Raw genomic sequence first — 13256 nt, 5'->3', positions numbered from 1 at the left:
ATCCAAACAGGATGCTACAGGATAGCATTTATTAAGTTAGATACTATTTTTACTAAATACTAAAAGTACTAACCTATGAAAGGGAATAAATCATTCTTACTTATTCTAATTTTAATTGTTTTTTCATGTAAAAAGGAAGAAAATAAGATTAAAATAATCGAAATAAAAGTAAATGCACCATTTGAAATGCCTCCTATTAAAGTTCCCGACTTTAGTAACTGTAAGCAATTTTTAATTACAGATTTCGGAGCAATACAAGGCGATAAAGAGCTCATATCCAAAGCCATTTCTAACGCAATTACTGAAGCAAATAAAATAGGAGGTGGAATCGTTATAATTCCCAAAGGTGAATGGCTTACAAAAAAAATTCATTTTAAAAGCAACGTTAATTTACATTTAAATAAAGGAGCTCTCTTACTTTTTTCTGAAAAGCCAAGCGACTACTTACCTCCTGTACACACCACTTGGGAAGGTATGGAATGCTACAACTATTCACCCCTAATTTATGCTTATGGATGTGAAAATATTGCCATTACAGGCGAAGGTAAATTAAAAGCTAAAATGGATGTATGGGAAAAATGGTTTGCACGCCCAAAACCACACATGAACAGCTTAAAAAGACTTTATAACTTAGCATCTTATAACAAACCAGTAGAAGCACGCCAGATGGTTAACGATACTGCAAATTTCCGTCCACATTTTATACAATTTAATCGTAGTAAAAATATTTTGCTTGAAGGTGTTTCTATTGAAAACAGTCCGTTCTGGACCATTCACCCTTACCTTTCAAAAGATGTGGTTATTCGCAATATTAAAGTTAAAGCACACGGACATAACAATGATGGTGTAGACCCAGAAATGAGTCAAAATATCTTAATCGAGAATTGTATTTTTGACCAAGGTGACGATGCCATTGCAGTAAAATCGGGTAGAAACCAAGACGCTTGGAGACTAAATACCCCATCAAAAAATATAGTGATGCGAAATTGCACTATGAAAAATGGTCACCAATTATTAGCCATAGGTAGCGAGTTATCTGGTGGTATTGAAAATGTTTTTGTTGAAAACTGTAATGTGGTTGACGGAGCAAAAATGTTTCATTTGGTATTTATAAAAACAAACGAACGCCGAGGTGGTTATGTCAAAAATATTTTTGTTGAAAACATAACAGCTGGAAGTATTGAAAATGGGGTGCTGGGTATTGAAACCGATGTGCTATACCAATGGCGAGATTTAGTTCCTACGATAGAAAAAAAATTAACGCCTATTACAGATGTTTATTTAAAAAATATAAGAGCAACCAAAACTCAATATCTATCACGTATTTTTGGACAAGAAGAGCTTCCTATAAAAAATATTTTCTTAAACAATGTAGTGGTCGATTCTATTACCAATCAGAAACACATCCATGAGAATGTTTTAAACTTTGAAGAAAAATAAAAAGAATTAATATAAAATATAAATCGAATGCATAAAATTTTCACAGACAGTAATAAAATTGCAAAAACCTTTTCATTATATCTTATGATTTTCGTTGCAACAACCTCAACTTGTTTTGCACAAAGTTTATATGTTGTATCAGATCATCAAAAACCAGTTGTTAACTATAATCACCCCGATGTTTTAGCGACTAAAAATCTCTCTGGTTTTGAAACAGGGCAGGTTGTTAAATTAAATGGCACTTACCATATGTTCGTTAACGAAATGTTTATTCGCGCGCACCGAGATATGCGCATTGCATATTGGACTAGTAAAGATGCTATAAATTGGGAAAGAAAAGGAACCATAAAAGAAAGTATTCCTGGAAGGTCTCACAGCAACCCTTTATCGGAAGTTTGGGCTACGGGTGTGGAATTTAATGAAGAAGAAAATGCTTGGAATTTATTCTATGTAGCTTACAGAGGAGGTGATGAGGAAAAGGGAGAATTACCAGGCAGCGATTATTCTGGTAAAATATGGCGTGCTAAATCCGTTATTTTAGGTGAAGAAGGTATTGCTGGCCCATATGCAGACATGGAAGTAATCATGCAACCTGATGAAAATTCTCAAGAATGGGAAGGACAACAGGCTGTGGCTACATTTAACCCATATAAAGTTGGAAATACTTGGTTTGCTTTTTATGATGGTCACAATTATTCACCTCTAGGCCCCTGGCCATCTGGTTTAGCATTCTCAAATAAACTAAACGGGCCTTGGCATAGAATGCCTGAAGGTATAAATCCACTTAAAATAGTAGATAATTTTATGGAAAATCCTCAAGTGACCAAAATGAAGGATGGTAGATATTTAACCGTTTTTGACTCAAAAGGGGATCACGAAATAGGTTACAGTATCTCTGAAGATGGTGTCAATTGGAGCAAAGAAATTCGCCTAAAAGTGCAAAAAAAGCCTAATATTTGGGTTGAAGAAGGCGATCATTCCATGCGCACTCCGCTTTGCGTCATAGAAGAAGATAATGGTAGCTTTACCATTGTTTATACAGCAAGAACTAAAATTAATGAAACCTCTTTTTATGCTATTGGAAAATGCTCTTTAGCTTGGAAATAATTAGATAAAAACTCTTAACATAACATTAAAACTTTACAGGATGCCACAGGATAGAGTTTTTTATAACAAATTCTATTTTTACTAATTAAGATATATCAATCTTTATTTCAATCAAATAAAGCATTAAAAATCAATCAAATGAATTTTTTTAAACCTTTTCTATTCTTATTAATTTCAATAAGTTTCTCATGTAAAGAAAAACTATCAAAATCAAATACTGCAAAAAGCTTAAAATTAAATAAAATTGAAATTCCAGTAATGGAAACAAGCAAAGCTAGTTCACTTGCGGGTGTTTGGATTGATGCTACTACTGGGCATAAAATTGAAAAATTAGTTGATAGAACTGGTAATAACCGCAGTTTTTACTTTCATAACAATCCTTTTTTAAAATCAAAAGATGGCAATGCCTATTTAATGGTGTTTTCTGGAAGTACAGAAACTGGCAATCAATTCTTCTCAGTCAATTTGGAAACTAAAGTTGTAGACCAAATTACTACCCAAAAAGGTGATAAAAAAGGTGAAATACTTGGTGCAAAAACAAGAAAAGTATTTTACATGATACAAGACAGTGTTTTTGCAACCCATATTGATACCCATAAAACGGAATTCATTTACAAATTTAGTAACAACGTTATTGGTTCTGTTACCAGTTTAAATGCCGATGAAACATTATTAGGCGGTGCATTAATAACCAAGGAAGAAAACGATATCTTTAAAAAGAATCCTAAAAAATCAGGATATTTTGACAAAATTTATGAAGCAAAACTTAAAAGAAGTCTCATCACCATCAATATAAATACCAAAGAATTCAACACTATATATTCTGAAAATGCCTGGTTAAATCACATTCAATTTTCACCAACCAACCCAGATTTATTGATGTATTGCCACGAAGGACCTTGGCATAAGGTAGATCGTATTTGGAATATCAACATAAAAACCAAAGAGAACACACTCATTCATAAAAGAACAGTTCACAGAGAAATTGCAGGTCATGAATTTTTTAGTCCTAACGGAAATACCATTTGGTTCGATCTACAAATTCCTAGAGGAGAAACCTTTTATTTAACAGGCAAACATTTAGATACCGGAAAAGAAACCAGATATACCTTAAAACGTGATGAATGGTCTATTCATTACAATATCTCTCCCGATTTAAAAACCTTTGCCGGCGATGGGGGTGATGAAGGCCAGGTAGCACATGCAAAAGACGGCATGTGGCTATACCATTTCATCCCTAAAGGAGATAGTTTAGTATCTAGCAAATTAGTTAACATGAAAAATCATGATTACAATTTAGAACCTAACGTTCATTTTTCACCTAATGGAAAACAAATTATTTTTAGAGCAAATTTTGAAGGTAGCACTCAAATTTATGCAGTTGATATTGAAAAATAAATTGTAAAGCATTCTTTTATAGAAACCAACACATTCTAAAGTATTAAATAAATGAAACTTAATCATGCACTCTTATTTTTAGTTTTTATATCTTTTTTCACCTGTAAAGTGAATGAGCAAGACAAAACATCCCCTTGGCCAGAACAAAACAATACAAATAAACCTTGGACACGTTGGTGGTGGATGGGGAGTTCGGTAGACAAGCCCAATATCAAATCGAGCTTAATAGATTTTCATAAAGCAGGTATTGGTGGTGTGGAAATTACACCCATTTATGGTGTTAAAGGACAAGAAGATAACTTTATTGATTATTTATCGCCTAAATGGATGGATATGCTAAAATACACCATACATGTTTCCGATAGTTTAGGGATGCAAGTTGACATGGTTTTAGGTACAGGTTGGCCTTATGGTGGTAGTCATGTTACAGCACCATATGCTGCTACAAAATTAATTATAGAAACTTTTCAAATTAAAAAAGACCAAACATTTAATAAAGACATAACCGCAACTAAAGAAAAAGTAACACCACAATTACTTCATGTAGTTGCTTATGGTAGTGATGGGTCCTATTTAGATTTAACCCCTAAGCTAAAAGGAAACCATTTACAATGGCAAGCTAGTCATACCGATTATACCATTTACGCCATTTTTGCGGGTAAAACAGGACAACAAGTAAAACGAGCAGCTCCTGGCGGAAGTGGTTACACTTTAGATCACTATTCAACCGAAGCATTAAACGCTTATGTACAACCTTTCAACAAAGCTTTTGATGGTTTTGAAGGCAAACTTCGAGCCATTTTTAACGATAGTTACGAGGTTTACGGCACCGACTTCACTCCTATGTTTTTAGAAGCATTTGAAAAACTGCGCGGTTACGATTTAAAACTCTACTTATCTCAATTACTCGATAAAGAAGACTCTGAAATTGGCAATAGAATAAAGAGTGATTACAGAGAAACCTTATCTGATTTATTATTAAACAGATTTGATGTTCCTTGGACGAATTGGGCAAATTCTAAAAACTACAAAACGAAGTTACAAGCACATGGATCGCCCGGAAACTTAATTGATTTATACGCATCGGCCGACATTCCAGAATGTGAAACATTTGGTTCAATGCCATATGATATTCCGGGATTTAGACGAGAGCAGGAAGACATTCGAGAAGGTGACGCCGACCCTGTTATGCTGAAATTTTCATCTTCAGCGGCACACATTTCAGGTAAGCAACTAACCTCATCAGAAACCTTTACATGGCTACGCGACCATTTTAAAACAGCTTTATCGCAATGTAAACCTGAAGTTGAAGACTTATTGTTAAATGGCATCAACCATGTATTTTTACACGGTTCAACTTATTCACCAAAACAAGCTGAATGGCCTGGTTGGAAATTCTATGCATCGGTTAATTTTAATGCTACCAATACCATATGGGAAGATGCACCTTCCTTGTTTTCTTATATCGCTAATTGCCAATCCATGCTTCAATCTGGAAAACCAGATAATGAAACTTTATTATACTGGCCTATTTATGATACTTGGGATAAGAATTTTGGAGGTAATTTATTCTTTCAATTTAAAATTCACTCGTTAGATGAGTGGTTGCATAACACGCCTTTTTACCATACCACCAAAAAATTAATGAGCAACGGTTATGGAGTCGATTTTATTTCTGACAACTTCATAAAACAAGCAACTTTTAAAGACGGACATATTGTGCTTCCTGGAGGTAATTACAAATCGATAATTATTCCTAATTGTGAAAAAATGCCCATGGCAACTTTGGAAAAGTTGATTTCATTAAAAAAATTGGGCGCTCATATTATTTTTGAAGGCTTGCCTAATTCTGTTCCTGGATTTTATAATTACGAAGCTCAAAACTTAAAATTATCACAACTGATTTCAGAGAACAGCTCCTTTTTAAATCTAACTTCAAACTTATTCAATGATTTAGAAAATGCTCAAATTCACCCAGAAACCTTAGTTAAAACAGGTTTGAAATTTATTAAAAGAGATGTGGATGGCGAAAAAATATACTATTTGGTTAATCATACTTCTAAAGTTATAGACGAGTATATTCCGATATCAATAAAAAACAAGGAAGTCATTATTTTAGACCCCTTAACTAAAAAATATGGCAATGCGCTTGTAAAAAAAGAAGACAACACAACATTAGTAAAACTTCGAATAGAACCTGGACAATCGTTCATTCTTAAAACAGAAAATACTAAGTCTTATCAAAATTGGAATTATTACAAGACAGCTGGAAGTCCAATAAACTTAGAAGGTACTTGGGAAATTAACTTTGAAAAAGGAGGACCTGAATTACCCGCTTCAGCAAAAACAAACACCTTAAAATCTTGGACTAGTTTAAGTCCTGAAGCAGAGGCTTTCTCAGGCACCGCACTTTACACTTTGGAATTTAACGCACCAGAGGTAGAAGCAGATAATTGGAAATTGAATTTAGGCGACGTTAGAGAAAGTGCTAAAGTTTGGCTTAATGGCAATTATATTGGAGATCTTTGGTCCGTACCTTTCAACATAAACTTAGGGCAACTTAAAAAAGGAAAAAACGAATTAAAAATACAAGTTACCAATCTTGCTGCGAATAGAATTCGTGCCAAAGAAATGAGAGGTGAAGAATGGAAAATTTTCTACGAAATAAATATGGTAGATAAAGATTATAAAAAATTTGACGCTACAAAATGGCAGCCTATGCCTTCTGGTTTACTAGATCCTATTTCAATAACGCCCTTAAAAAAAACTGAATAATATAAAAAAATAAACATATGAAAAAGACACTTTTATTTATAAGCCTAAGCTTCTTAATTGCTCAAATTTCATTTTCACAACAACCTTTTAATAAGAAGGATGTATTAGCACAAATGGAATTAGCCAACAAATACTTTATGGAAAAATGGCCCGATGTGGGCAAAACCATAGTAACTAACAGAGAACGTCCAAGTAATATTTGGACACGTGGCGTATATTACGAAGGTTTGATGGCATTATATGAAATATATCCAAAAGAAGTCTATTATGATTATGCGTATTCATGGTCTGAATTCCATAATTGGGGTTTTAGAAACGGTAATGCCAATCGTAATGCCGATGATTATTGTGCTGCCCAAACCTATATAGATTTATATAATTTAGAACCAGACCCAAAAAAACTAAAAAACACAAAATCCTGTATAAATATGTTGCTCAATACACCGCAATTAGATGACTGGTCGTGGATTGATGCTATACAAATGGGTATGCCTGTTTTTGCAAAATTAGGTGTTCTGGAAAATGACAATCGTTATTTTGACAAAATGTATGATATGTACATGTATTCTAGGGATAAGCATGGCGATAATGGCTTGTATAATCCAAAAGATGGTCTTTGGTGGCGTGATGCAGACTTCGACCCTCCTTACACAGAGCCTAACGGTGAAGACTCCTATTGGAGTCGTGGTAACGGTTGGGTAATTGCGGCATTAGCCAAAGTATTGTCTATTATTCCAGAAGATGCGCCTCATAGGGAACAATATATTATTGATTTGAAATCGATGGCAGAAGCATTGGTACCAATTCAAAGAAAAGATGGTTTTTGGAATGTAAGTTTACATGACCCAAAACATTACGGAGGAAAAGAGACATCGGGCACCGCTTTATTTGTTTATGGTATGGCTTATGGTGTGAACAACGGTATTTTAGATAAAGGAAAATATATGCCTGTAATAGAAAAAGCTTGGAATGCAATGATAAAAGACGCTTTGCATGACAACGGTTTCTTAGGTTATTTACAATCTACCGGAAAAGAACCGAAAGATGGACAACCTCTATCGTATGATAAAGTTCCAGATTTTGAAGATTATGGTTTAGGCTGTTTTCTTTTAGCTGGCGCAGAAGTTTATAGATTAAACTAATTATTCTAATATATTTGTCTCATTAAAGTTGAAATTTTAATGAAACAAATATAAATTTCTAAAAGAGAGAAATGAACAAAGGCATAAAAGTATTAATTATAGGACTATCATTAGTGTTATTCACTCAAACAACTACTTCTCAGAGTAAAGAAATCTCCTTATGGGAAAAGATTCCAGGAACTAAAAAAAATGATTCTTATAAAGAAGAATTTAGATTAGATTCTAATGGAAAAGCTAATGCCATAAGAAAAGTGACAGAACCCACTTTAAAAGTATTTTTAGTGGATAATAATAATCTTGAAAATACTGCAGTTATTATTTGTCCAGGTGGCGGTTATTCCGTTTTATCGCATGATAAAGAAGGCGATAAAATTGCAGAATGGTTAAACGCTATAGGTATTTCTGCTTTTGTACTTAAGTACCGCTTACCTAGTGATGCTATTATGGAAGATAAAACCATTGGGCCTCTTCAAGATGCACAAGAAGCTATTAGAACGGTAAAAAGAAATGCTAAAAATTGGAATTTAGACCCAAATAAAATTGGGATCATTGGTTTTTCGGCTGGCGGACATTTAGCTTCAACCGCAGCTACGCATTATAATGATAAAGTATATGCTTCAGATGAAACCAGTGCTAGACCAGATTTTTCAATGTTAATCTATCCCGTGATTTCTATGGAAGATGGTATAACTCATAATGGTTCAAAAGAAAATTTATTAGGAAAGGATCCTTCCTCAGAATTAATAGAAAAATATTCAAACGAAAAACAGGTTAACAAAAACACACCACCAACTATTCTAATTCATGCTACCGATGATAAATCTGTTCCTGTTGAAAATAGCATCAACTATTATTTAGCTTTAAAAAAGCATAATGTACCAACTGAAATGCATATTTATGAAAATGGTGGTCATGGTTTTGGTTTAGGCAGGTTCGGCACGCATCTTAATTGGCCAAAAGCTTGCGAAAATTGGTTAATTGCAAATAAATTCATACCTGAAAAAGAAATTTACATGTTCTCCTACTTCAAAGGAAATGGGGAAGACGGGTTACATTTAGCTTATAGTGAAGATGGTTACACATGGAAATCTATAAAAAACGATACTTCTTTTTTAACACCCCAAGTTGGAAAAGATAAACTAATGCGAGACCCCTGCATTATAAAAGGTGGAGATGGTTTATACCATATGGTATGGACGGTAAGCTGGACAGATAAAGGTATTGGATATGCTAATTCCAAAGATTTAATCAATTGGTCTGAACAACAATTTATACCAGTCATGGAGCATGAATCAGGAACAAGAAATACTTGGGCTCCAGAAATCACTTATGATGAGAACTCAAAAGAGTATATAATTTATTGGGCATCTACAATTAGAGGACATTTTCCAGAAACTCAGGTAAAAGAAGATGATGGTTATAACCATAGAATGTATTATACAACTACTAAAGACTTCAAAACCTTCAGTAAAACCAAATTATTATACGAACCGGGATTTAATGTGATTGATGCTACCATTCAAAAGCAGGGCAACAAATTTGTTATGTTTTTAAAAGACGAAACAAAAAAACCAGCGCAAAAAAACATAAAAATAGCTTTTAGTAACAACCTAATTGGTCCATACACTAAGGCAAGCGTCCCTATTACTGGAGACTATTGGGCAGAAGGACCAACAGTAATTAATATTGATGGAAATTGGATTGTATACTTTGATAAATATAAAGACCATACATATGGTGCCATTCAATCTAAAGATTTAAATACGTGGGAAGATATATCTAATAAAATTGAATTTCCAAAAGGCACAAGACATGGTAGTGTTTTTAAAATTTCATTATCAGAGTTTAAATCTTTTCAGAGTAAATTATAACAGAATAAGCTATTTCTTTTTAAAAAGAAATAGCTTATTTATATAATCAAATGTTGTTTGTTTCCTTTTATCTATTTAACTCTGTAGCAGCCATAATAAATGGTCCCAATCCATGAGAATTATCTGTTAAAATAGGCTCACTTAGATAATATTCATATGAACCGTCTCTATAAGGATTTCCTCCTAAACCAGCACTTTTACACGTTTTTGTAAGATGAATTTCACCATCTTCATCAATTTCTATGCGTTCTTTTATTAAACCGTCAAAGGCTTTATTGGCTATATCTTCAAATTTGGCAGGTAGATATCCTTTGTGTGCCCCTTTAGCAAAAGCATACGCAAACATGGATGAACCAGAAGATTCTAAATAATTCCCTTCTCTATCTTGCATATTTGGTACTTGATACCATAACCCAGATGCGTCTTGAAAATCACTAACAGCTTCGGCTAATTCATTTAAATAATGAACCAATTGCTCATGTTTAGGGTGTTCTTTTGGCATATAATCTAAAACATCAACTAATGCCATAGCATACCAACCTAACGCTCTTAACCATATATTAGGTGCGCAGCCAGTTTCTTTATTGGCCCATGGCATTTTTTTACTTTCATCCCAGGCATGAAAATACAAGCCAGTATTTTTATCAAAAGTTTTGTCATGTAAGAGTTTAAATTGATGAGCTATATCGTTAAGATTCTCACCTTCTTCAAACTCCATTGTATAGCGGGCATAAAAAGGCTCACCCATATATAGACCATCTAACCACATTTGGTTAGGATATATATTTTTGTGCCAAAAGCCATTAGAAGCTGTTCTTGGGTGACCATCTAATTGACTTCTTAATAGTTTTAAAGCTTTTAAATATCTTTCGTCCTTAGTTTTATCATATAGATTAAAAAGTAGCTTTCCAGAATTTATTAAATCTATATTATAACTTTCTAGTTCATACCCTTTAATAGTACCTGTACTGTCAATCATCATATCAACAAAATCTTTGATATAATTATAATATTTTTCGTTTTTAGTTTTGGCATAAAGTCTTTCGTAAGCCGTTAAAACCAACCCTACTTTATACTCCCATTTTGGTTCAGGAATATGATCGATATCCCATGCTTCTGGGTTACGTTTTATAATAGAAAGTGCCATACGTTCAGACCATTTTAATGTATCTGAAATAACTAACTGTTTTGTTGCTTCTAAAATATTACCCTCTTTTTTTTCTTGTTTACAATTAGTAAGTAAATTATTACTAAATAGAATAAGAGCAATAAAGAATATGTGCTTTAAAAATTTCATGTATTTATAATTTTATTTGTAGTAAAAAAACAACCCGCAACATTACGAAGCGGGTTATTAATATGAATTCATTTTAACTTAATTACTCAGATGCGTGACCGTATCCTTGAGTAAAAGTAGGTGATGTTTGAAGTGTTTCAAAAGGAACCGCTCTCACATAACGTGGTGGTTGTCCTGATGTATAAAAATCATCTGGATATCCTTTAAAAATATCTTCAGTATATTGAGATTCGTTAGCTCTAATATTTACAGCCCATGGAGTCTTAACATAACCATCAGCCTCAAGTGCTAATGCCGTTGGTGAACCAGGAGCTATATATTCAAATAATCCACGAATCGCAAGGTGAACTTTATTACTTGGAAGCGTAGCTATATAACTAGCAAACGTATCACTTGTCCCTCTCCACCCTGGTACTAAAACAGGATACATAGGATCTGCTGTTGTAATATTCTCAGGAGATTGCGTTGTTAACAAATTTGATGTTGTACCGTGTAGCGCAGCAAATGCTTTAATATCAACTTTTTTAGTCCAAATAGTATCAGATATAGTTAAGCCGTTTGCAAATGTATAATAACCATTAGCTTTTAAGCCAGCAACCATAGCCCTTTGTTTTTGGCGTAATTCTACAATTTTTTTTGGCATGATCCCCATAAGCGTCATATCCCAACGTCTTTTTCCTTCGCCACCTGTTTCTAATTTAAGTTCTTGCTGAATACCTTCTATTAATGCATCTCCCGACATAGCATTTACGTAAGCTTCAACTTTTATTGCTTGGTTTGCAGCGGAGAATGCACGACTACGTACTTTTTTAAAGTAAGTTCTGGCCGTAGCTTCATCACCTAAAACTGCAGATACATATGCAAGCATTAACATGTCAATACCCATACGCTCTTGTTGCCAGTTAATACCAGATCTACGTTGCGCGGCAGTATAAGGCACTTTCATTCGAGATTCATCCAACTTATTCATAGTAAAACTACCTTTTTCACGGCTACCTGGACTGAAATCTGTCAATATTTCAGAAGCAGCACCAGAATTAGCTGTAAAAACTACTGTAACATCTCTACGTTTATCATCTTTATCAAAATCGCCATAAGCGTAAGTTACGTGAAGGCGCCCCTGCCCATACGCTTTACATGGATAGGCATTGGAACCACCTCCTCCAGAACCACGACCAAATGAATACGGGAAATCTGAATTGTTTCCTTGAGAATAACCAGACTCATATATTGATTCAGGACTTACTTCTAAATCCATTTGATATTGCCAGTTACGTTGGAATGGATTATTAAATTTAGGTCCTCTCTCATCCGTTTCAATTAATTTTAAAGTACCAGGATTATTAACAACATTTAGATAATGTGTTTTAGCTATAGCCATAAAATCTTTCCAATCGGTACGTCTAACATACTTGGCTTGCCAAGTAGCGTTATCTACTCCCCATTGTTCAAAAGATACGTTTCCATAATCAAAATCTGTACGACGGGTTTGAAAACCTCCTGCATCAAATGCCATTCTTGCAACTAAATGATCGGCATAAGTTCCAGAAAAACGTTCGGCTTGAATACCTCCACTTCCTAATCTATACATTAATGGAATTACTTTTTGAACTGCAGCAATCGATTTCTCATAAACAACATCACGAGAAGACCATTTTAAAGTATCTGACTGCGACCTAGTTTTAATAGCATAGTCATAATATGGAACATCTCCAAAATATCGTACTACCAATCTATAAGCATTGGCACGATGACATACAGCTTCCCCATAAATTTGTGACCATTGACTCGGTACTCCTGCCGCTAAAGCTGCTTGTACCTCTGGCTTCTCTTCTAATGCTTCAATCATAATATTAGCTCGATTTACAAGAAGAAAACAGTCATTCCATGTACCTGTCGCATCACCATCATTAATACTCCCCTCACTAGGAAACAATCCTTCAGGGATGTGGCGAGCAGTTTGTCCTGCAAAGGTTTCAGGATGATATTCAGAATCAGATCCTGTGGCTTCTGTAACATAATGTAATCTTTTATCAAGATCATACCACGTATCATAAAAACCAGACAACACCTTGGTTGCTTCACTAGGAGAACCAAATACAAAATCTTCATCAACACTCGATGGGGATTCCACTTCCAAAAAGTCTTTTTCGCAAGCTGTATTTACCAACGTAAACACAGCGATAAGCATTAAATAAAACAATTTTTTCATAATTTATTTTTTTG

General features: G+C 34.1%; 8 protein-coding genes. 6 read left to right on the top strand and 2 right to left on the bottom strand.

Annotation, left to right across the window (positions count from 1 at the left end):
* Positions 1-75 precede the first annotated feature (75 nt).
* The 6 genes from QLS71_RS08980 (at position 76) to QLS71_RS08955 (ending at position 9733) form a co-directional block, all read left to right on the top strand.
* Positions 76-1440: a glycoside hydrolase family 28 protein gene (locus QLS71_RS08980; RefSeq protein ID WP_308991100.1), complete on the top strand. Its 1365-nt coding sequence runs from the start codon at positions 76-78 to the stop codon at positions 1438-1440.
* 27 nt (positions 1441-1467) lie between these two features.
* On the top strand, positions 1468-2547 hold the full coding sequence (locus QLS71_RS08975; protein ID WP_308991101.1) for a hypothetical protein: 1080 nt from the start codon (positions 1468-1470) through the stop codon (positions 2545-2547).
* A 138-nt stretch (positions 2548-2685) separates the two neighbouring features.
* A complete protein-coding gene (locus tag QLS71_RS08970) occupies positions 2686-3945 on the top strand; it encodes an oligogalacturonate lyase family protein (RefSeq protein WP_308991102.1) in 1260 nt (419 codons plus the stop codon).
* 51 nt (positions 3946-3996) lie between these two features.
* The gene (locus QLS71_RS08965) at positions 3997-6720 is read left to right on the top strand and encodes a glycosyl hydrolase (protein WP_308991103.1); all 2724 of its coding nucleotides are present in this window, start codon (positions 3997-3999) and stop codon (positions 6718-6720) included.
* Between the two features lie 17 nt (positions 6721-6737).
* Positions 6738-7862: a glycoside hydrolase family 88 protein gene (locus tag QLS71_RS08960; RefSeq protein ID WP_308991104.1), complete on the top strand. Its 1125-nt coding sequence runs from the start codon at positions 6738-6740 to the stop codon at positions 7860-7862.
* A gap of 71 nt (positions 7863-7933) precedes the next feature.
* Positions 7934-9733 (top strand): prolyl oligopeptidase family serine peptidase, encoded by a 1800-nt coding sequence (locus tag QLS71_RS08955; protein ID WP_308991105.1) that lies wholly within the window; start codon positions 7934-7936, stop codon positions 9731-9733.
* 67 nt (positions 9734-9800) lie between these two features.
* Here the strand turns inward: QLS71_RS08955 and QLS71_RS08950 are convergent, their stop codons facing one another.
* Both QLS71_RS08950 and QLS71_RS08945 read right to left on the bottom strand, forming a co-directional pair.
* A complete protein-coding gene (locus tag QLS71_RS08950; protein ID WP_308991106.1) occupies positions 9801-11030 on the bottom strand; it encodes a glycoside hydrolase family 88 protein in 1230 nt (409 codons plus the stop codon).
* 82 nt (positions 11031-11112) lie between these two features.
* On the bottom strand, positions 11113-13242 hold the full coding sequence (locus QLS71_RS08945; protein WP_308991107.1) for a RagB/SusD family nutrient uptake outer membrane protein: 2130 nt from the start codon (positions 13240-13242) through the stop codon (positions 11113-11115).
* Positions 13243-13256: the final 14 nt, after the last annotated feature.

This window comes from Mariniflexile litorale, assembly GCF_031128465.2.
Lineage (GTDB): Bacteria > Bacteroidota > Bacteroidia > Flavobacteriales > Flavobacteriaceae > Mariniflexile > Mariniflexile litorale.
This window is presented reverse-complemented; position numbering and strand designations above follow the sequence as displayed.

What these genes read in the sequence shown, in the direction of transcription:
- QLS71_RS08945 (WP_308991107.1), bottom strand. Translation starts at nt 13,242, where the DNA reads ATGAAAAAATTGTTTTATTTAATGCTTATCGCTGTGTTTACGTTGGTA.
- QLS71_RS08975 (WP_308991101.1), top strand. Translation starts at nt 1,468, where the DNA reads ATGCATAAAATTTTCACAGACAGTAATAAAATTGCAAAAACCTTTTCA.
- QLS71_RS08960 (WP_308991104.1), top strand. Translation starts at nt 6,738, where the DNA reads ATGAAAAAGACACTTTTATTTATAAGCCTAAGCTTCTTAATTGCTCAA.
- QLS71_RS08950 (WP_308991106.1), bottom strand. Translation starts at nt 11,030, where the DNA reads ATGAAATTTTTAAAGCACATATTCTTTATTGCTCTTATTCTATTTAGT.
- QLS71_RS08955 (WP_308991105.1), top strand. Translation starts at nt 7,934, where the DNA reads ATGAACAAAGGCATAAAAGTATTAATTATAGGACTATCATTAGTGTTA.
- QLS71_RS08970 (WP_308991102.1), top strand. Translation starts at nt 2,686, where the DNA reads ATGAATTTTTTTAAACCTTTTCTATTCTTATTAATTTCAATAAGTTTC.
- QLS71_RS08980 (WP_308991100.1), top strand. Translation starts at nt 76, where the DNA reads ATGAAAGGGAATAAATCATTCTTACTTATTCTAATTTTAATTGTTTTT.
- QLS71_RS08965 (WP_308991103.1), top strand. Translation starts at nt 3,997, where the DNA reads ATGAAACTTAATCATGCACTCTTATTTTTAGTTTTTATATCTTTTTTC.